Here is a 19,504-nt window from a genome sequence, read left to right as displayed (position 1 = left end):
CTTACATGAACCGTCTGGAGCTGCGGTTGGAATCGCCGTCAGCAGTTGCGGGCAGGCCACCCGTTATTACCTGTTCACCCTCTTCCAGGCCGTCCAATACTTCAACAAGAACACGTGTGCGCGTACCTACAAGGATGCTTCGTGACTGTACTTGCCCCTGGGCATCTAGAATCTGAACCTGAAAGCGCTCGCCCACCTCTTTAGCTGCGCCTGTCCTTATGTCTTGGGTCGGCACGGCTTGGCCGAGCGCGGCGACTGGAATGGTCAGCACGTTCTCGGCAGCTTCGCGGATAAAGAACACCTGTGCGCTCATTTGCGGCAGGAGCTCTCCATCACTGTTGCTGACATCAAAAAGCGCGTTGAACAGGACGACGTTGTTGATTACTTCGGGGGTGGGCAGAATCTGGCGCAATGTACCTTCCCAGCGTCGCTCGGGGCGGCCCAGGGTAGAAAAGTAGGCTGGCATGCCGACTTCCAACCGGCTGATATCTGCTTCAGACACCTGGGTTTTCACGGTCATGGTCGACAGATCCGCAATTTGTACCACCACGGGTGCCGTCTGATTGGCATTCAGGGTCTGCCCCTGATTTGCCAACTGCTGCACTACCGTCCCAGCCATGGGTGCGTTAATGCGGGTGTAATCGAGGTCCGCCTGGTCGCCACGTAACGTGGACTCGGTCTGGCGTATCTGCGCCTTGATTGCTGCAATCTGCGCCTGGGCCGAGCGCAGGGTGGCTTGGGCGCTTTCAACCGATTCCTGACTGGTTGCATCCAGAGCGATCAGGCCCTGTTGCCGCTCTGCCTGAAGACGGGCGAGTGTATATTGGGCCTCACGGTCAGCTAGCTGGGCCTGCAGGTTTTCAAGTTGGGCGGTGCTGGCCTCCACCCTGGCCAGGTACAGGGTCGGGTCGATCTCGGCGAGGAGTTGGCCTTCCTCGACACGGTCGCCCAATTCCACATGCAGACGCAGCAGTTGGCCGGATACCTGGGTGCCTACATCCACATATTCGAGCGGCCCCAGAGTACCCAGAGCGGTGATGCTGTCTTCAATATTGCCGCGCTGAACCTCAGTCGTCAGGTAGTCCGCCGAACGGCTCTGTGGTGCCAGCCACAGAAACCAGGCCAGAGCACTCGCTATTGCCAATAGGACTGCTGTCGACAATAGAATGGTGAAGAGGGAACGCGTTTTCTCCGCCTGCATGAACCTGCCCTGGGTAAAGTGTCTGCGGCAAGTCTACAGTCGGTAGCGTCAGGGTGGGGACCGGAAAGGTAAAGACTCTGTAAAGAGGCGTATCAACGCTCCACTCCAAGACTGCGCTGGTAGTCCGGGTTTGCCTGGAACAATCGATCACGCGCGCCACTCTCAATCAGCTGTTGCAGCCCGCTGTTGAAGGCATCCATCAATTGCTGCCCCTGGGGATGATTTCGCGGAATGATCATATGGAGCGTAACGTTATCCAACGGCTCGGGTAATTTGCGCACATTACGAGGGGTCAGCAGTGGTGGTACAGCCTGCCAGGCGAGTTCATCGGGATTGCTGATCAATACATCCACGCGGCCAAGCTGAAGCATCGCATGGCACTGCTCCATGCTGCGCGGACGCACAAAGTTCAGACGTTCAGTTTCACGGTATACCCAGCCACTGACTTCATAGCCTGCGGGCAGGCAAAAAATGGCTCTGCTGAGTTCCTCCTGCGTACCGATTTTCCAGGGGCTGTCACTGCGAACATAGAGCCTGAGATTCAATTGATACAGGGGCTCTGAGAAAAGAAAGCTCGCAGTCCGCAGGGGGGTACTCAAGTAAGGAAAGGTGGCGTCGTACTCAAGCCGAAGGGTCTCCTCATAACCACGGGCCCAGGGTTTGAAGTCGACACTGCTTGATTTGTCGCCGGCAGCAAAAGCCTGCCTGACCAGTTGCGTCAGCACCCCCCCATGGGCCAGTACGCTGCCTGTAAACGGGGGGTAATCATTGCCGCTCACTAGCGTAACGGATTGTGACTGCGCGCTGGCCAGGGTAGATAGGCACGCGATAGCCCAGGCCGAGATAACGTTGACTGCCGGTTTGAAGCTCATGACGGTTGATTTCCTTTTCTACCGTATCTGACTACCCAAGAAGCAAAACTGGAGTGGTTTACAAGGCTGGGGATCAGACCTTTTTTCCGGTCACCGAGGCTCGCTCCGAAATCTCTATCCATGTTCCGTCAGGATCAAGTATGAAAGCAATACGGGCGGTATTGCCAAGCGTTTCCGGTGCTCGACCTGAGATCGCTCCCGCCTGCAGGGCTCTGGCATAGGAGGCGTCGCAGTCGAATACCTGTAACGTAAGATAGCGTAACCCCAAAGCTGCCAGGGGGGCGTCCGGCTGGGATGGTTTGCTAGTTTCCTCCAGCAGTAACAGGCTCCTACCGCACGCCATAACGCCCGGCGAGACATCGGTAAGTCCCAATGCCTCCTTGTAGAACTTCTGACTGATTTCCGGACTGGCCACGCTTAGACGTACAGCAAGCCCCTGTATTCCCCTATGCCCCGGCGGCACGATGCTAACAATGGTCCCGTCCGGATCGGCGCCCGTGCTTGGAACAGTGCAATTTGCACAGGCGATAATCAGCTCAATCAGCGGGCTGTTCTCGATCCGCGGAGGCAGGGGAGTACGAGCGTCATTGATCTTCAATACAGCCTGATCTGCTTGATAACGGTGTTGCAGCACTCCGCCACCCAGCTTCAGTGTGTGATCGAATGGCAGGCCCAGTTCACTGTAATAGGCCCGTACAGCATCGGCCTTGTTGGTAAACAGGCCAACGTCAAAAAAATCCTTGGCAAAAGGCATGATTTCACGCTCGCTAAAAAGAATAGACGTTAGCCCATTTAACAGCAGGTTGAACCAGCAATCAGCGGAGGAATTCAGGTTGATCAATGTGGCTGATCTATTGAGCTACGGTGCACTGGGCTAGCGGGGCGGGTTTCAGATACGGCCTGGCAAGTTCTACTGCAGGCTGCACCTGCCCGGGGCAGTTGTCGGTCGTGCGCTCCGTTAATGTGCAGAGTTTCTACTCGGCCTTGAGGTGCGGAGTACTAGCACGCTGGCCGGTTTAGAGGCTCTAAAACGTGGGTTGGCGTGAAAGGTGTGCATCCCTGATTGCTATAGAAATTAAGAGCTTGTGATCTGGTTTTTAGGTATGGCACACGCCGATTGTGTCCTGACTGGACCGGTCTGATCAGGAGGAAAATGCGCCTCGCAAGATTGGCAAACAGCGGAACAGATTCTGGCACACATTCTGCTTAGGATCAGTCAGGCCCGCGTTTTGATGGCCAGCACTCACATTTCAAACGGACAACGGCGTCCACCTCGGTATCGATAAATTTCGATCACCAGGGGGGCGCCGTTTTTTTTGTGTTTTTTTCGGGGGGCAGGACCATGGATGACAGCTTTTTCAACGATCGTCAGAACAAACCGGTCAATAACATCAAGCGCCGGGAGTTTCTCAAATATTCGATAGCCGCAGTCGGCGGTGCAGCGCTCTTGAGCGCGGTACCGCCTGGCATGCGTTCCATGGCCTGGGCCGCCGGCAGCGACAAGTTGGAAACCACCAAGGCCAAGCTGGGTTTCATTGCCCTGACAGATGCGGCACCGCTATTTGTGGCTGACGAAAAAGGCTTTTTCAAGAAACATGGGATGACCGATGTCGAGGTGCTGAAGCAGTCTTCCTGGGGCACAACCCGCGACAATCTGGTGCTGGGCTCGGCGAGCAACGGTATCGACGGCGCCCATATTCTGACTCCCATGCCTTATCTGATCAGCACCGGCGCCATGACCGCCAATAACATTCCCACGCCCATGTATATCCTCGCCCGTCTGAACCTGGGAGGCCAATGCATTTCCGTTGGCCAGGAGTATATGGATATCAAAGTTGGCCTGGACAGCACGTCATTCAAGGCTGCGCTGGAAGCCAAGAAGGCCAGTGGGAAAACCGTGAGCGCCGCGATGACTTTCCCGGGTGGCACCCACGATCTGTGGATTCGCTACTGGATGGCGGCGGGCGGAATAAATCCCAACAGCGACATAGCGACGATTGTCGTGCCTCCGGCGCAGATGGTGGCCAACATGAAGGTCGGGAGTATGGACACTTTCTGTGTGTGCGAACCCTGGAACGAGCAGCTGATCAACCAGAAGATTGGCTATACGGCACTCACCACCAGCGAGCTCTGGCATAACCACCCGGAGAAGGCCTTCGGTATGCGTGCTGACTGGGTCGATGCCAATCCAAACTCGACCCAGGCGTTGATCATGGCAGTGATGGAGGCGCAGATGTATTGCGAAGACCCGGCCAATCGCGAAGAAGTGGCAAAAATCTGTTCCAAGCGCCGCTGGATCAATGCGCCGTTCAAGGATGTAGTCGAGCGCATGAAGGGTAACTTTGACTACGGCACAGGACGCGTTGTGGAAAACAGCCCACACCAGATGCGCTATTGGAAAGACCACGCGTCCTACCCCTACAAGAGCCATGATAAATGGTTCCTGACCGAGGATATTCGCTGGGGCTATCTGCCCGCCGATCTGGACATGGATGCATGGGTCGACAAGGTCAACCGTGAGGACTTGTGGCGCTCAGCTGCCGCTTCCCTCGGTGTGCCAGCTGCGCAGATACCCACTTCTACGTCACGGGGAATCGAGAAATTCTTTGATGGTAAAACCTTTGACCCTGAGAACCCCCAGGCCTACCTGGACAGTCTGGCCATCAAGGCCATCCGCGCCTGAAACCCCTTACCATTGAGCAGACGGAGAACAGCATGAATGCCAATGTCAAAATTGATCCGGGTAAGGCCACAGGCTTTTACCCCGATCCGCGTCACAACACGCAGCCTCCGGCATGGCTGGTGCGTAGCACCCAGGTTTTCGTCCAGCAGGTGTTGCCGCCGCTGATAATACTTATTGCCGCACTGGTGATTTGGGAAATGCTGTGCTCGATGGAGGGGGCAGCGCTGCCCCCGCCCACCCAGGTGGTGACTGATACCTGGGAATTGATCATCAGTCCCTTCTACGACAATGGCGGCAATGACGTGGGCATGGCCTGGCAGATTCTCGCCAGTCTCGAGCGGGTTGCCTATGGTTACACGCTGGCGGTGATAGCGGGCGTGGGGCTGGGTGTGCTGGTGGGTCAGTCGACCTGGGCCTTGCGCGGACTTGACCCGATATTTCAGGTGTTGCGTACGGTTCCGCCGCTGGCCTGGCTGCCCATTTCCCTGGCGGGCTTTCAGGACAGCAACCCGTCAGCGATTTTCGTGATTTTCATTACCGCGATTTGGCCGATCATCATCAATACCTCGGTGGGTATCCGTAACATACCCGAGGACTACCGCAACGTTGCCAGAGTATTGCGGCTGAACGGTGTCGAATACTTCGCCAAGATCATGTTGCCTGCTGCGGCACCCTATATCTTCTCCGGCCTGCGCATCGGTGTTGGTTTGTCCTGGCTGGCGATTGTTGCTGCCGAGATGCTGATCGGAGGGGTGGGCATTGGTTTCTTCATCTGGGATGCCTGGAACGCCTCATTGATAAGCGACATCATCCTGGCCTTGATCTATGTCGGCATAGTTGGCTTCATTCTCGACCGCTTGGTGGCCTGGGTGGGGCAGTTGGTTACCCGCGGCACGTCCGCCAGTTAAAGGAGCAGCAATCATGAGTAATGCTTATCTGACGATAGAAGGCATGTCCAAGACCTTTACCAAGGGCGCCGTATCGACCGAAGTGCTGACGGATATCAATCTGAAAGTGGATCGTGGGGAGTACATCTCTATTATCGGCCACTCCGGCTGCGGCAAATCGACAGTGTTGAATATCGTCGCCGGACTGATTGAATCCAGCGCGGGTGCGGTAATACTTGATGGCAAGGAGGTGCGCGATCCCGGACCGGACCGCAGCATGGTATTTCAGAACCATTCGCTGCTGCCCTGGCTGACGGTTTACCAGAACGTAGCTATCGCGGTGAACAAAGTGGCCAAGAACAAATCATCCAAGGAGAAGGATGAGTGGATCCGGCATAACCTGAACATGGTGCACATGAGCCATGCGCTCGATAAGCTACCAACCGAAATTTCCGGCGGTATGAAGCAACGGGTAGGCATTGCTCGGGCGTTGGCGATTGAGCCCAAGGTGCTTTTGCTGGACGAACCCTTCGGGGCTTTGGATGCACTGACCCGTGCGCACCTGCAGGATGAGGTCATGCGTATCCAGGGAGAACTGAAAAACACGGTGCTGATGATCACCCACGACGTGGATGAAGCCGTGTTGCTATCGGATCGGATTGTTATGATGACGAATGGCCCGCGGGCCACCATTGGAGAGATCCTTGAGATCGACCTGCCCAAGCCTCGTGATCGCATCGAGATGACCGACGACCCAAAGTACAACCAGTACCGACAGGCCGTGTTGCGCTTTTTATACGAGAAGCAGAGGAAGGAGGCAGACGCAGCCTAGGTTTTTCAAGCAGATCCCCTCGATAACCGACGTGACCTTCTGGCTGCGTCGGTTTTCGTTTGTTTGGCATCACACTTCCTCCCGGTATTCGGGCCGCTCTGCCAGCCCTTGCTTGAGTAGCTCTATCAATTGCCGAACCTTGGGCGAAAGATGCCTCTGCTGGGGATACAAGGCCCATACTGCAGTATGCGGAGGTTGATGCTGGTTGAGGAGCGAGCGCAATGCGCCGCTTTGCAGATGCTCGCGTACATAATAATCCGGTAGCTGACATAGACCGAAGCCCAGCAGGGCGGCGTCCAGTACTGCTTTGCCGCTATTACATTTCCAGTTTCCCTGCACCCGGATAGTCAGTTCACGCCCCTTCTGTTGAAAATCCCAGCTGTCGCTGCTGCCCACCAGGCAGTTGTGCCGGGGGAGTTCTGACAGGCTGTGGGGTGCGCCATGGTGTTCAAGATAGCCAGGGGAGGCGCATAGGTACATGCGCCTGGGGGCGATTTTTGTTGCTACCATGCTGGAGTCCGGTAGCCGACCAAGACGAATGGCGAGGTCATAGCTGCCATGCAGCAGATCCAGGGTCTGATTGGTCAAGGTGGTTTCGATCCGCAGTTGCGGGTGGCGTTGCATGAACTGGTTGACCAGCGGCATGATGAAATCTTCCCCGTAGGCAACAGCGCAGGTCATGCGTAACAGTCCCTTGGGCTCACCGCCCATGTCGCCTATGGCCTGTAGCGCTTCCTCGCGGGCATCCTGCAGACGCTGGCAATGCTGCAGAAATGTCTGGCCTGCTTCGGTAAGGCTCACCCTGCGAGTGCTGCGATAGAAAAGCCGTGTTTGTAACCGATCCTCAAGCCTCGCGATCTGCCGACTGATATGGGACGACGACATGCCCAGCTGTCTTGCTGCGCTGCTGAATTGCCCCAGCTCGGCTACGCTTACGAACTCATCCAGACCATCCCAATTGTTCATGACCCTTTGATTATCTCTATTTGGCAATAATGTTTTGTCTTGGGGCCTATTATCCACGTCTGGCGCATCTACTACACTGTTCCCATCGTAATTTCCCTCAGGAGAGAAAACCCATGATCAAATCACGAGCCGCAGTTGCCTTTGAGGCCGGTAAGCCCTTGGAGATCGTCGAAGTTGATGTGGCGCCGCCACAGAAGGGTGAGGTGCTGGTCCGTATCGTCGCCAGCGGTGTTTGCCACACCGACGCCTTTACACTCTCGGGTGAAGACCCGGAGGGCATCTTTCCGGCTATTCTGGGCCATGAGGGCGGCGGGATAGTTGAAGCGGTGGGTGAGGGTGTGACCTCGCTTGAGGTCGGCGATCATGTGATTCCGCTGTATACAGCCGAGTGCCGCGAGTGCAAATTCTGCAAATCAGGCAAGACCAATCTATGCCAGGCCGTTCGCGGTACCCAGGGCAAGGGCGTAATGCCCGATGGCACCTCACGCTTCTCCTACCAGGGCAAACCTATCTATCACTACATGGGCTGCTCGACCTTTTCCGAATACACCGTACTACCTGAGATCTCACTGGCGAAGATTCCCAAGGACGCGCCGCTGGAAAAAGTCTGCTTGCTGGGCTGTGGCGTCACCACCGGAATTGGCGCTGTACTCAATACCGCCAAGGTCGAGGAGGGCGCAACCGTGGCTATCTTCGGCCTGGGCGGCATAGGTCTGGCCGCTATCATCGGTGCGACCATGGCCAAGGCGAGCCGCATTATCGCGGTCGATATCAATCCGGCGAAGTTCGATATTGCCCGTGAGCTGGGCGCCACCGACTTCGTCAATCCAAAGGATCATGACAAGCCGATCCAGGAAGTCATCGTAGAGATGACCGATGGCGGTGTGGACTACTCCTTCGAGTGCGTTGGCAATGTACAGCTGATGCGAGCAGCACTGGAGTGCGCCCACAAAGGCTGGGGCGAATCGACGATTATCGGTGTTGCCGGGGCTGGCCAGGAAATCAGTACGCGCCCATTCCAGCTGGTGACCGGCCGGGTCTGGCGCGGAAGTGCATTCGGCGGCGTCAAGGGCCGTACCGAGCTGCCGGGCTACGTGGCCAAGTCGCAAAGTGGCGAGATTCCGCTGGATACCTTTATCACCCATACCATGGGTCTTGAGGACATCAACAAGGCGTTTGATCTGATGCATGAAGGCAAGAGCATCCGCACAGTCATCCACTTTTAAAGCAAGCGGCAAGCTCAAAGAGGTTTTTACATGTCCACTATCGAACTTATTTCAGCCAACAAGAGTTTTGGCGGCTGGCACAAGCGTTATCGTCATCGCTCTACCGCGACCTCCTGCGATATGACCTTTGCCATTTATCTGCCGCCGCAGGCCGATCAGGGGGCGCCTCTGCCGGTAGCCTACTGGCTGTCGGGGCTGACTTGTACCGACGAGAACTTCATGCAGAAGGCCGGTGCACAGCGGGTCGCGGCCGAACTGGGTATCGTCATTGTCGCTCCGGATACCAGCCCCCGCGGCGAAGGTGTGCCCGATGATCCTGATGGCGCCTACGATTTCGGCATGGGCGCCGGGTTCTATCTCAACGCCACAGAGGAGCCCTGGGCACGCAATTACCGGATGTATGACTACGTGGTGGATGAGCTGCCCAAACTGATTGAAGCGAACTTTCCGGTGTCGGAACATCGCAGCATTTTTGGTCACTCGATGGGTGGCCACGGCGCATTGATCTGTGCTCTGAAAAACCCGGGGCATTATCAGTCGGTATCGGCCCTGGCGCCGATTACCAATCCGAGTCAGGTCCCCTGGGGTCAGAAGGCGCTCGGGCGGTATCTGGGCAGCGATGCTGAGCAATGGAAAAAGTGGGATACCTGCGAGCTCATCGCTGGCGCCAAGGAGCGTTTGCCGCTGCTGGTTGATCAGGGTGAAGGTGACGAGTTTATTCAGCAGTTGAAACCCGAGGCGCTGGAAGCGGCTGCAACCGCCGTGGGGCACCCCCTGACACTTCGTCGCCAGCCGGGCTACGACCACAGCTATTACTTTATTGCCACCTTCATCGAGGATCACCTGCGCTATCACGCCGAGGCACTGGGTCGCGCCTGAGCTTCAAGCTTTGTCCGCCACCCTGTAAGATCTCCACCTTGTAAATACGGGAGATTTTCATGCGTATCGGACACGGTTATGACGTTCATCGTTTCGGCGAAGGCGATTCCATTATCCTTGGTGGAGTGCAGATTGCGCACGACAAGGGCCTGGTCGCGCATTCGGATGGCGATGTTCTGCTGCACGCGCTCACTGACGCCTTGCTTGGCGCTGCGGGCTTGGGTGATATCGGCCAGCACTTCCCGGACACCGACGAGCGGTTTCGGGGCGCAGATAGCCGCGTGTTGCTGCGCCACGCATTCGCTCTGGTGCGGGAGAAGGGCTGGCAGGTTGGAAACATGGACGCGACCATCGTCGCCCAGGCCCCCAAAATGGCACCTCACATTGCCGCAATGTGTGACGTTATCGCTGCCGACCTGCAGGTTGGCCGTGATCAGGTCAACGTCAAGGCTACTACTACCGAAAAGCTTGGCTTTGTAGGGCGCGAGGAAGGCATCGCGGTCCACGCAGTAGCCTTGCTGCTGCCCCTATGAACGACTCCCCGTCAATTGCCAGTGTCGATCTGCTGGGTCCCCTTGCATGGGGTGAGCCTTGTGGTCGAGCTGTATTGAAAGCCTCTCCTGAGGATTTTCGCGTCACTGAAGTCATGGATATCGAACTCAGCGGGGCAGGAGAGCATCTCTGGTTGCTGATCGAAAAGCGCAACCTGAATACCGAAGAAGTGGCCAGGCAGCTTGCCCGCATAGCGGGCGTCAAATTGCGCGATGTCAGCTACGCCGGAATGAAGGATCGACTGGCTGTGACCAGTCAGTGGTTCAGCCTGCAATTGCCCGGTCGCGAGGATCCCGATTTTTCCATTCTGTGGGGCGATAACCTGCGATGTCTGGAAATGCGCAGGCACAGCCGAAAGTTGCAGCGCGGTGCGCACAGCGCGAACGGTTTCGTTATACGTCTTAACCGGCTTGATGCTGATTTACCTGCGTTGGAAGAACGCCTCCAGCAGATTGCCCGACAGGGTGTTCCTAATTATTTTGGGCCCCAGCGCTTTGGGCGTGGTGGCAGTAATGTTTTTGACGCGCAAGGCTGGGCTGCTCGGGAGGCGCTACCGCCGGCTCGGGGCACACGTTCGCGATTGCTGTCCACTGCCCGCAGTCTGTTATTCAATCAACTGCTGGCCAAGCGTGTGGCTGATGGCTCCTGGAATCGCGTGTTGCCTGGTGATTGCCTGGCGTTCACCAACAGTCGCAGTCAATTTGCCGCCGAACGGCTTGAAGTCAACGATTCTCGATTGGCCGCCCTGGATCTGCATCCAACCGGGCCCCTATGGGGCGTAGGCGAGCTCTCGGTTAGCGGGCAGACCCGGGAGATGGAGCAGGAGATGGCTGCAGGCGAGAACGTTTTGACACGGTGGCTGGAAAAAGCCGGGCTCGAACAGGCACGTAGAATCTTGCGCCTCCCCATCGAGGCGTTGGCATGGCATTATCCCTCACCGGACAGCCTTGAACTTGAATTCACCTTGCCGACCGGTTGTTTTGCGACAGCGGTGTTACGTGAGCTGGTCATACTTGATGACGAGCCGGGCGGCGGACTGGAAAGCGAACTCTGATGCGAATTTTGATCACCAACGATGACGGCGTGCTGGCGCCTGGGGTAAAGGCCTTGCATGGTGCCTTGACTGATTACGCCGATTGCGTAGTTGTAGCACCCCACGAGGATCGCAGTGGCGCAAGCAGCTCGTTGAGTCTGGATCGCCCGTTGCGGCCCTTTACCCTGGAGAACGGCTTTGTCGGGCTGAACGGTACGCCCACCGACTGCGTTCATCTGGGGCTAAACGCATTTTACGAAGACAGCATCGATATGGTGGTGGCAGGTATCAATCATGGTGCCAACCTGGGCGACGATGTTCTGTATTCCGGGACGGTGGCTGCGGCACTCGAGGGTCGTTTTCTAGCGCGTACGGCCATGGCGTTTTCCCTGGTAGGTCGTCAGGGAGACAACATGAGTACGGCGGCGAGTATTGCCAGACGCATGGTAGAAACCCACGATCAACTGGATTTACCACCCCGCACCATCCTTAATGTGAATATACCCAATCTGCCTATCGATCAGATCAAGGGCATTCGTCTTACCCGTCTGGGGCATCGCCAGAGAGCTGCCAAGCCGATTCGTTGGGTCGACCCGCGCGGCAAGGAAGGTTACTGGATCTCCGTAGCCGGTGATGCCGAGGACGGCGGTGAAGGTACCGACTTCCATGCGGTCTTGCAGGGTTACGTCTCGGTGACGCCCTTACGAGTGGACAAGACCCATTTCGAGGTGTTCGATCACCTTGGACAATGGCTCAAGGGGCTTGAGTGAATGGCTGCACGTGAAGACATGAATCGTCACGGCATCGGCATGACGTCACAGCGAACCAGGGAGCGTCTGCTCGAGCGCCTTTTCGAAGAAGGTATCCGCAATCTCCATGTGCTGGAAACAATACGCCGTACGCCCCGGCATCTGTTCGTGGATGAGGCGTTATCCCATCGGGCCTACGAAGATACCGCCCTACCTATTGGTCACAATCAGACCTTGTCGCAGCCCTATATCGTAGCGCGCATGACCGAACTGCTGCTGGGTGGCGGGCCGCTGGACAAGGTGCTGGAGGTCGGCACCGGATCCGGTTATCAGACCGCCGTGTTGGCCCAGGTAGTAGAGCGTGTCTTCACCGTTGAACGAATCTACCCCTTGCAGGAAAGGGCCAAGGAAACACTCAAGGCAATTGATGTCCGCAATGTGGTTTTCCGGCATTCAGATGGTAACTGGGGCTGGCCTCAATACGGGCCATACGATGCCATTCTGGTGACCGCGGCGCCTGCTCAAGTACCGGTAGAACTATTGAACCAACTGGCTGACGGTGGTCGCATGGTGATTCCGGTAGGTCAACACGAACAATTTCTTACCCTGGTCATTCGTGACGGCGACGAATTTATCCGCCAGCAGGTTGAGCCAGTGAACTTTGTCCCTCTATTGGCAGGAGCCATACGATCTTGAGCAAGCCGGATAGCTTTCGTTCTCTGTGCATCATCTTTTTCAAAGGCCTGGCCATGGGCGCCGCCGATGTTGTGCCGGGGGTTTCCGGTGGCACCATCGCCTTTATAAGCGGGATTTACGAGCGGCTGTTGGCTGCTATTGCGGCATGCACGCCCGCCAAGCTTGTCTGGCTTTGTCAGGGCCGCTGGCGGGAGACCTGGGCTGCAATCGACGGGATATTTCTGCTTGTTCTGTTCGCTGGCATATTAACCAGTATCGCCAGTCTGGCACGTCTGATCAGTTACTTGCTGGTAGCCTGGCCACAACTGATATGGGCATTCTTCTTTGGTCTGATTCTTGTTTCCATATGGCTGGTAGGAAAACAGATCGGGCGTTGGAACGCTGCAACGTTGGCGGCATTGATTGGCGGAGCGGTGTTCGCCTATCTGATTACGGTGGCGGTTCCGCTGCAGTGGGAAGCAACTCCGTTGATGTTGTTTCTGGCTGGCTCTATTGCTATTTGCGCGATGATTCTCCCGGGTATCTCCGGTAGCTTCATCCTCTTGTTGCTCGGCTTGTATGGCGCAGTGCTCAATGCGGTGAAAGAGTTTGAAGTTGCTATGTTAGGCATCTTCATGCTCGGCTGTGTGACAGGGCTTCTGTGTTTTTCCAGGTTGCTGGGATGGCTGTTGAGTCATGTGCGGTCTGTCACGCTGGCATTTTTGACAGGACTGCTCATCGGATCGCTAAATATGGTGTGGCCATGGAAGCAGACCCTTACCTGGCGGGAAAATAGCAAGGGCGAGTCTGTCGCGCTGCAGCAGGAGAACCTGTGGCCCACGCAGTTTGAATCTATTGTCGGGGAGCCGTCTTACTGGCAAGCCGGGTTGGCGTTGATGCTGTTGGCCGTGGTATTAGTAATGACACTGGAGTGGTTGGGGCGGCAAACAGATTGATGGCCGCCACCTGATGCAGTCCGTTTTTCAAACAGGCCAGGGGCCGTATGTGTCTGACGTGAGAATTGCCGTGTCTGGAGTCAAACAACTGGGTTTGCTGCTGCTCGCGTTTATGCTCACAGCCTGTGCCGGTCCATCGGGCGTTGTGCCTATAGATGATCGTGGTCGCGGCGGTGGCAAGCAGATGCAAACGGTTACCTCCGGTACGCACCGAGTGCAGCGGGGGGAGACCCTCTACCAGATCGCCTTCCGTTATGGCTGGGATTGGAAGGAGCTGGCCAGGGCCAACAATATGCGTGAGCCCTATACTATTTATCCTGGTCAGGAAATCAGCCTGCGTCCGCAAGGCGGCCGCCGCTCAGCGGCACCCTCTGTGGCAACGCCACGCCCCAGCGCGCCGAGAATATTCACACCTCCTGCACCGAATCCGAAGCCTCCTGTGGTCCGAACAGCACCTTCCAAGCCTGTCGCCACTCCCGACCTTCCAGCTAAGGTATCCGGTTGGAGTTGGCCTGCGCAGGGGACGTTGATTTCGCGGTTTCAGTCAAACGGAAGTTTGAATAAAGGCATTGATATTGCGGGTAAACAGGGGCAGCCTGTGAAAGCGGCTGCTAATGGAGCGGTTGTTTATGCAGGTCGTGGTTTGTTGGGTTACGGGGAAATGATCATCGTCAAGCATGACGAGACCTACCTTAGCGCCTACGCCCACAACAGCCGGCTGATGGTCAAGGAAGGAGATAAGGTCCGCTCCGGTCAGACCATCGCAGAAATGGGTAGCACAGGAACTGACCGCGTTAAGTTACATTTTGAAATACGTCGTAAGGGACAACCAGTGGATCCGCTGGTTTATTTACCCAAGCTGTAACTTGAATCGGCAACTATCAGTACTGATGTTGGCTTTCTGGCAGAACCATAGACCGAATAGGTTGTCGGATGTTATGAAAAGCGCATCGGCGGTCTGGAAGCGCATACCGCACGTGATTCGAACCGAAATGGGGCATGCAAGCATGGCGTTGAATGACAAAATGGAATCCGGACAGGTCCTCGATGAGGACGTGGCAACGCTGGAAGGGAAATCTAATAGCAGCAGTGTCGACGAACCGTCAGGCGAGTCCGAGTCATCTGGCTCGGTCCCAGGCGAAAGCGCTACAGTCAGGCGCGCCCCCGTTACACCGCGTACTCATAAACGTGAAAACGCCTTTGAATTTACCAAACAGCTGGATGCGACTCAGCTGTATCTGAACGAAATTGGTTTCTCGCCGTTGCTGACCCCGGAAGAAGAAGTCCATTTTGCCCGCCTGGCGCAAAAGGGCGATCCTGCGGGTCGCAAGCGTATGATCGAGAGTAATCTGCGCCTGGTGGTGAAAATTGCTCGGCGATACGTGAATCGCGGTCTGACTCTGCTGGACCTGATCGAAGAGGGCAATCTTGGCCTGATCAGGGCTGTTGAAAAGTTCGATCCAGAGCGTGGTTTTCGTTTCTCGACCTACGCCACCTGGTGGATCAGGCAGACCATCGAGCGGGCAATCATGAATCAGACCCGCACGATCCGTCTGCCGATTCATGTTGTGAAGGAGCTGAATATCTACCTTCGGGCAGCCCGTGAACTTACTCAGAAGCTCGATCACGAGCCATCTCCGGAAGAGATTTCCCAACTGCTCGACAAGCCCGTCGAAGATGTGAAGCGCATGCTCGGACTTAATGAGCGCGTTGCCTCTATTGATATGTCCTTTGGTCCTGATTCAGACAAGACCCTGCTCGATACTCTGACCGACGATCAAGCTACCGACCCATGTGACCTCTTACAGGATGACGATCTCAATACGAGCATTGATCATTGGTTGTCCGAACTGAGCGAGAAGCAGCGTGAAGTGGTTACTCGTCGATTCGGTTTGCGTGGGCACGAGAGCAGTACGCTGGAAGAAGTGGGTCGCGAGATTGGTCTTACCCGTGAGCGAGTCAGGCAGATACAGGTGGAGGCGCTCAAGCGGTTGCGTGAAATTCTCGAGCATCACGGCCTCAGCGGTGAATCAATTTTCAGTACCTGAAATCGGTCTGACATGATGTCGACCAGAAAGCCGGGCCACAGTGTCCGGTTTTTTTTCGTCTTTGATTATTGCTCGATTGACTGTTTACGGTATTTATAATGAGCCAAGTTGGGTTATAACGAGCGCAGGTGTGCGCTATTGCTAGTTAACGCGATAACAAGGAGATGTATCCATGGATATGACCAGTCCACTTACCCTGGCGTTTCTCGCCGTTTTGATTGTGGCGTTTCTTTATGCAGCTCTGCTCTATAACCAGCTCGTGAGTATCAAGCATGCAGTCAGTAAGGCCTGGGCGAATATCGACGTGCTGATGCGTCAGCGTCACGATGAGCTACCCAAGCTGGTAGAAGCCTGCAGGCGCTATATGCAGCACGAACAAGAGACACTTGAGCAGGTAGTAAAGGCCCGGAATGCGGTTGCCGAGGCGCGTGAGCAATCGGATGTCAAAGGTGTTGGCCGGGCAGAAACGATGCTCAGAACAGGCCTGGGACAGCTGTTCGCGCTAGCCGAGAACTATCCGGACCTTAAGGCGAATGAGTCGTTCATGCATTTGCAGTCGCGGATCACTGGTCTGGAAAGTGGTATCGCCGACCGGCGCGAGCTTTACAACGAGGCGGTGAACATCAATAACGTGCGTATCGAGCAGTTCCCGGATGTGCTTGTGGCGCGGATGTTTGGTTTCCAGTCCGCCGAACTCCTTCAGTTCTCGGAAGCAGACACAGCCGACGTTGACATGCGTGCTCTGTTTTCATGATAGATGTCCATGGTTTCATGGTGCTGTCGGTGGGCTATTACGCACTGATTCTGGCGATCATGACGGGTGTTACCCTGGCAATGCTATATCGCACCTTCACTCGGTTACGGCGAGCTCGCTGGATTGAGGATACCCCGACTTCGCGAATCAGATCAGCTGCTCAGGGGCTGGTAGAGCTCAAGGGTCAATTGGACCCCGGTGGTCATACGCCTCTCATATCTCCACTGGGTGAGGTGGATTGTCTCTGGTACCGGTTTCGCGTTGAGGAATACCGGCGCAGTGGCAAAAGCAGTCAATGGCGGACCGTGGAACAGGGATGCTCCGAGCGTCCATTCGTATTGCGGGATGACACGGGTATCTGCTGGATTGCCCCCGAGGATGCGGAGGTTCATCCGAGCCGCGTTCGTCGTTGGGAAGGGCATCGCCGCTGGCCGGCAGGGCACGCATTACGCACGGGCATTCTTGCAGGGCTGATTGGCAAGCGTTATCGCTATACCGAAGAATGGCTGGAAGAGGGTCAGCTACTCTATGCCCTTGGCTGGTTTCAGAGTCACGGCGGCGGGAGGCAGGCTACCGATCGTCAAGCAGTGGCCCGTCAGGTCATAGGACAATGGAAAGCCGACTATGCGAACCTGCTTGAGCGGTTTGATCGTAACCGCGATGGCGAGCTGGATATGGACGAGTGGGAGAAAGTCAGGCACGCGGCAGATCAGGAAGTCTCAAGACGGATAGACGCCAAGGGCCTTGAGCCCCTGGTGCATCAGTTAGGCAAGGCGCCCCATCGAGGTTTGCCGTTTTTGCTCTCCGACCACCATGAAGACAAGTTGAGCGGAAAATTGCGTAAGCAATCAGCCTGGAGTCTGGCAGGACTGGTGGTAGCGGCAGGAGTAACGGGCTGGCTGTGGTTGGCGCTGGCTATCTGATATGTGCCTCAGATGATACTTGAGGTGCGCTTGCGAGCGTCGCTCACCGAATAGTTTTCCTGCCATTTACGAAACGCTGAGGCGGTCAGTGGCTTGCTGTAGTAATAGCCCTGGCCCTCATTGCAGCCAAGGGCAACGATATATGCCTCCTGTGCGGCGGACTCCACGCCTTCGGCAATAACCTGCATGTTCAGGCTTCGTCCCAGTTGGGCGATGGCCCGCACGATGGTTGCATCGTCCTCGTCTTCAAGTACGTCCAGCACGAAACTCTTGTCGATCTTGATCTTGTCCAAGGGTAGACCGCGCAAATAGCTGAGCGAGGAATATCCAGTACCAAAGTCGTCGATTGCAATCAGCACGCCAGCCTTTTTCAGGCTGTTGAGGTGACCTGCGGCCGCCGATATATCTTCCATCAGGCCCGTTTCAGTCACTTCCAGTTCAAGACTGTAGGCTGGCAGCTGGTAGCGCTGCATCATGTTGCTGACGAGCTTTGACAGTCCGCCCTGGTGCAGCTGTACGGTAGAGAGGTTCACGGCCATGCGCAGGTTGCTCAGGCCGCTATCGTGCCATTCACGCAGCTGACGGCAGGACTGATCAAGCACCCATTCGCCGATGTCGATAATGCATCCGTTCTGTTCGGCCAGGGGAATAAACAGGTCAGGTGGAACCAGTCCGCGCTCGGGATGCTGCCAGCGTATCAACGCTTCAACACCTACGACTTCGTGCGTGCTATAGCTGACCTGGGGCTGATAAACCAGATAGAACTCATTGCGATCCAATGCGCCGCGAAGATCCTTGTCCAGTTCGCGGCGCACCCGCATCTCGCTGTCGAGGCTGGCGATATAGAACTGGTAGCGATTCCGCGAGCGGGCCTTGGCCAGCATCATGGTCTGTTCTGCCTTTTGCAGCAGTTTCTCGGCGTCGTCGCCGTCGTCAGGAAAAAGCGTAATGCCAATGGTCGCGCGCAGACTGATGCTCTGCTCGCCGAGCTGCAACGGCTGCGCAAGGTCATCAAGAATGGTTTGTGCCAGTTCAGCAGCTTCATAGGGTTCATTGATCCCGGTCTGGATCAACGCGAACTGATCACCACCCAGGCGTGCCAGGCTGCCTAGTCGCCCGCTGTTGGCGCGCAGCCTGTCCGCTACGGCAACCAGCAGACTGTCACCTGATTGATAGCTGAACTGTTCGTTCACTTCCTTGAAATCGTCCAGGCCACAGCAAAGAATTGCGACGCCCCGTTGCCGGCGACCGGCATCCGCGAGAATGCGCGTCAGCTGTTCCTGCAGCATGCTTCTGTTGGGCAGACCGGTAAGCGTATCGTGTTGCGACATGTGCAGCAGATTGGCTTCGGCCTCCCTGCGCTGGTGCGTGTTTCGTTCGATGGATTCGAGCAGTTCATTGGCCTTGTAAATCCAGATGCCCAGCTCGTTTTTTTCCTGGCCCGGCAGCATTGGTATATGCATTTTTCCAGGTTGGTCAGGATTGATGTCAGCTATGTAGCCAATGATTTTCGAAAGTGGTCGGGTCAGAAGAATGTGGTAGATCAGAAAGAGCACCAGGGCCATGGCCAGGGCGCGCAGCACACCCGAAATCATGATGATCATGGAGCGATTGAGAAACTCTCTTCCGTAGGGAGCTGTGTCGATGGTCAGACGCAGGTCGCCGTAATACTCGCTATAAGGCTCACGCCCATGCAGTTCACTGCTGTAATTCTGATCGGTACCAAAGAGCCAGTCGGTCACGGGCCGGTAGGCGTAGTCGATCAGAGGACGCTCGCGGCTGGCCAGCGGAGTCTCATCGGGGTGGCCTATGGACGCAAATCGAACAGCGTCATGTTCGAACAAGCCCTCGACAACCTGCAGCGCCATCTCGCGGTCCAGGCTATATACCGCCTGGGTAGCCGGGTCACGTGACATGGCCAGAATTTGCTTGGCGGTCGAATCAATCTGGCTGCGCTCTTTAACCAGCTCGTAGAAAATCTGACCCAGACTCAATACCAGGCCGACGAGCAGCGCCCACATCAATACCAAGCGCAAAAGCTTTATCGAGAGACTGTGTCTACGCTCCAGTTTCAACGTTTTTATTCCAGACTTATTGGTCGACGGGAGAATCCAGGGATCAAAATATTCCTTGCCACTAACTTAATACCGCGCTTGAAGCTGCATTTCAAGCAAGGAGTATCCACATTGTAAGCAATTGCGTCAAAGCCTGGGCGCCATTTTTCAGGCCACAAACAAAACACCCCGCACAGGGCGGGGTGTAGGGCTG

At 56.1% G+C, this 19,504-nt stretch carries 19 protein-coding genes; 14 read left to right on the top strand and 5 right to left on the bottom strand.

Features of this window, described 5'->3' with window-relative positions; translation table 11 throughout:
* Position 1 precedes the first annotated feature (1 nt).
* From AAC076_RS10085 to AAC076_RS10075, 3 genes are all read right to left on the bottom strand, one after another.
* Positions 2-1,201: an efflux RND transporter periplasmic adaptor subunit gene (locus tag AAC076_RS10085; protein WP_339845107.1), complete on the bottom strand. Its 1,200-nt coding sequence runs from the start codon at positions 1,199-1,201 to the stop codon at positions 2-4.
* A 92-nt stretch (positions 1,202-1,293) separates the two neighbouring features.
* The gene (locus AAC076_RS10080; protein ID WP_339845105.1) at positions 1,294-2,073 is read right to left on the bottom strand and encodes an ABC transporter substrate-binding protein; all 780 of its coding nucleotides are present in this window, start codon (positions 2,071-2,073) and stop codon (positions 1,294-1,296) included.
* 73 nt (positions 2,074-2,146) lie between these two features.
* Complete coding sequence (locus AAC076_RS10075) at positions 2,147-2,827, bottom strand: VOC family protein (RefSeq protein ID WP_339845103.1); 681 nt, start codon at positions 2,825-2,827, stop codon at positions 2,147-2,149.
* Between the two features lie 588 nt (positions 2,828-3,415).
* Here AAC076_RS10075 and AAC076_RS10070 point away from each other — a divergent pair.
* Genes AAC076_RS10070 through AAC076_RS10060 form a run of 3 tightly spaced genes read left to right on the top strand, consistent with a single transcriptional unit; the run spans position 3,416 to position 6,475 of the window.
* The gene (locus tag AAC076_RS10070; RefSeq protein WP_339845101.1) at positions 3,416-4,756 is read left to right on the top strand and encodes a CmpA/NrtA family ABC transporter substrate-binding protein; all 1,341 of its coding nucleotides are present in this window, start codon (positions 3,416-3,418) and stop codon (positions 4,754-4,756) included.
* Between the two features lie 32 nt (positions 4,757-4,788).
* Positions 4,789-5,664 (top strand): nitrate ABC transporter permease, encoded by an 876-nt coding sequence (ntrB, locus tag AAC076_RS10065; protein ID WP_339845100.1) that lies wholly within the window; start codon positions 4,789-4,791, stop codon positions 5,662-5,664.
* Positions 5,665-5,677: 13 nt separating this feature from the next.
* A complete protein-coding gene (locus AAC076_RS10060; protein ID WP_339845099.1) occupies positions 5,678-6,475 on the top strand; it encodes an ABC transporter ATP-binding protein in 798 nt (265 codons plus the stop codon).
* A gap of 69 nt (positions 6,476-6,544) precedes the next feature.
* Here AAC076_RS10060 and AAC076_RS10055 read toward each other — a convergent pair whose 3' ends face one another.
* Positions 6,545-7,441, bottom strand: a complete 897-nt coding sequence (locus AAC076_RS10055) for a LysR substrate-binding domain-containing protein (protein WP_339845097.1) — start codon at positions 7,439-7,441, stop codon at positions 6,545-6,547.
* A gap of 113 nt (positions 7,442-7,554) precedes the next feature.
* On the opposite strand from AAC076_RS10055, the gene AAC076_RS10050 reads away from it, so the two are divergent.
* From AAC076_RS10050 to AAC076_RS10000, 11 genes are all read left to right on the top strand, one after another.
* Positions 7,555-8,667: an S-(hydroxymethyl)glutathione dehydrogenase/class III alcohol dehydrogenase gene (locus tag AAC076_RS10050; protein WP_339845095.1), complete on the top strand. Its 1,113-nt coding sequence runs from the start codon at positions 7,555-7,557 to the stop codon at positions 8,665-8,667.
* A 30-nt stretch (positions 8,668-8,697) separates the two neighbouring features.
* Positions 8,698-9,546, top strand: a complete 849-nt coding sequence (gene fghA, locus AAC076_RS10045) for an S-formylglutathione hydrolase (RefSeq protein ID WP_339845093.1) — start codon at positions 8,698-8,700, stop codon at positions 9,544-9,546.
* 59 nt (positions 9,547-9,605) lie between these two features.
* Positions 9,606-10,079, top strand: a complete 474-nt coding sequence (gene ispF / locus AAC076_RS10040; RefSeq protein ID WP_339845091.1) for a 2-C-methyl-D-erythritol 2,4-cyclodiphosphate synthase — start codon at positions 9,606-9,608, stop codon at positions 10,077-10,079.
* Positions 10,080-10,093: 14 nt separating this feature from the next.
* Positions 10,094-11,152: a tRNA pseudouridine(13) synthase TruD gene (gene truD / locus AAC076_RS10035; protein WP_339845199.1), complete on the top strand. Its 1,059-nt coding sequence runs from the start codon at positions 10,094-10,096 to the stop codon at positions 11,150-11,152.
* Positions 11,152-11,901: a 5'/3'-nucleotidase SurE gene (gene surE / locus AAC076_RS10030; RefSeq protein ID WP_339845089.1), complete on the top strand. Its 750-nt coding sequence runs from the start codon at positions 11,152-11,154 to the stop codon at positions 11,899-11,901. Before truD ends, surE begins: the two co-directional genes overlap by 1 nt.
* Positions 11,902-12,576 (top strand): protein-L-isoaspartate(D-aspartate) O-methyltransferase, encoded by a 675-nt coding sequence (locus AAC076_RS10025; protein WP_339845087.1) that lies wholly within the window; start codon positions 11,902-11,904, stop codon positions 12,574-12,576.
* 53 nt (positions 12,577-12,629) lie between these two features.
* Positions 12,630-13,511: a DUF368 domain-containing protein gene (locus AAC076_RS10020; protein WP_339845196.1), complete on the top strand. Its 882-nt coding sequence runs from the start codon at positions 12,630-12,632 to the stop codon at positions 13,509-13,511.
* Positions 13,512-13,605: 94 nt separating this feature from the next.
* A complete protein-coding gene (locus AAC076_RS10015; protein ID WP_339845084.1) occupies positions 13,606-14,376 on the top strand; it encodes a peptidoglycan DD-metalloendopeptidase family protein in 771 nt (256 codons plus the stop codon).
* Between the two features lie 127 nt (positions 14,377-14,503).
* Complete coding sequence (rpoS, locus tag AAC076_RS10010; RefSeq protein ID WP_339845193.1) at positions 14,504-15,559, top strand: RNA polymerase sigma factor RpoS; 1,056 nt, start codon at positions 14,504-14,506, stop codon at positions 15,557-15,559.
* Positions 15,560-15,731: 172 nt separating this feature from the next.
* Positions 15,732-16,313: a LemA family protein gene (locus AAC076_RS10005; RefSeq protein ID WP_339845080.1), complete on the top strand. Its 582-nt coding sequence runs from the start codon at positions 15,732-15,734 to the stop codon at positions 16,311-16,313.
* The gene (locus tag AAC076_RS10000; protein WP_339845078.1) at positions 16,310-17,236 is read left to right on the top strand and encodes a GIDE domain-containing protein; all 927 of its coding nucleotides are present in this window, start codon (positions 16,310-16,312) and stop codon (positions 17,234-17,236) included. The genes AAC076_RS10005 and AAC076_RS10000 overlap by 4 nt, the downstream gene beginning before the upstream one ends.
* A gap of 8 nt (positions 17,237-17,244) precedes the next feature.
* On the opposite strand, the gene AAC076_RS09995 is transcribed toward AAC076_RS10000, so the two are convergent.
* Positions 17,245-19,311, bottom strand: coding sequence for an EAL domain-containing protein (locus tag AAC076_RS09995; protein WP_339845075.1), 2,067 nt, complete (start codon positions 19,309-19,311; stop codon positions 17,245-17,247).
* Positions 19,312-19,504 lie beyond the last annotated feature (193 nt).

This window comes from uncultured Halopseudomonas sp., from assembly GCF_963977355.1.
Taxonomy (GTDB): Bacteria; Pseudomonadota; Gammaproteobacteria; order Pseudomonadales; family Pseudomonadaceae; genus Halopseudomonas.
Note: the sequence above shows the minus strand (reverse complement) of the source record. Positions and strands in the feature narration are given on the sequence as shown.

Coding starts and splice junctions, on each gene's coding strand:
- AAC076_RS10085 (WP_339845107.1), bottom strand. CDS start 1,201: ATGCAGGCGGAGAAAACGCGTTCCCTCTTCACCATTCTATTGTCGACA.
- AAC076_RS10080 (WP_339845105.1), bottom strand. CDS start 2,073: ATGAGCTTCAAACCGGCAGTCAACGTTATCTCGGCCTGGGCTATCGCG.
- AAC076_RS10075 (WP_339845103.1), bottom strand. CDS start 2,827: ATGCCTTTTGCCAAGGATTTTTTTGACGTTGGCCTGTTTACCAACAAG.
- AAC076_RS10070 (WP_339845101.1), top strand. CDS start 3,416: ATGGATGACAGCTTTTTCAACGATCGTCAGAACAAACCGGTCAATAAC.
- ntrB (WP_339845100.1), top strand. CDS start 4,789: ATGAATGCCAATGTCAAAATTGATCCGGGTAAGGCCACAGGCTTTTAC.
- AAC076_RS10060 (WP_339845099.1), top strand. CDS start 5,678: ATGAGTAATGCTTATCTGACGATAGAAGGCATGTCCAAGACCTTTACC.
- AAC076_RS10055 (WP_339845097.1), bottom strand. CDS start 7,441: ATGAACAATTGGGATGGTCTGGATGAGTTCGTAAGCGTAGCCGAGCTG.
- AAC076_RS10050 (WP_339845095.1), top strand. CDS start 7,555: ATGATCAAATCACGAGCCGCAGTTGCCTTTGAGGCCGGTAAGCCCTTG.
- fghA (WP_339845093.1), top strand. CDS start 8,698: ATGTCCACTATCGAACTTATTTCAGCCAACAAGAGTTTTGGCGGCTGG.
- ispF (WP_339845091.1), top strand. CDS start 9,606: ATGCGTATCGGACACGGTTATGACGTTCATCGTTTCGGCGAAGGCGAT.
- surE (WP_339845089.1), top strand. CDS start 11,152: ATGCGAATTTTGATCACCAACGATGACGGCGTGCTGGCGCCTGGGGTA.
- AAC076_RS10025 (WP_339845087.1), top strand. CDS start 11,902: ATGGCTGCACGTGAAGACATGAATCGTCACGGCATCGGCATGACGTCA.
- AAC076_RS10020 (WP_339845196.1), top strand. CDS start 12,630: ATGGGCGCCGCCGATGTTGTGCCGGGGGTTTCCGGTGGCACCATCGCC.
- rpoS (WP_339845193.1), top strand. CDS start 14,504: ATGGGGCATGCAAGCATGGCGTTGAATGACAAAATGGAATCCGGACAG.
- AAC076_RS10005 (WP_339845080.1), top strand. CDS start 15,732: ATGGATATGACCAGTCCACTTACCCTGGCGTTTCTCGCCGTTTTGATT.
- AAC076_RS10000 (WP_339845078.1), top strand. CDS start 16,310: ATGATAGATGTCCATGGTTTCATGGTGCTGTCGGTGGGCTATTACGCA.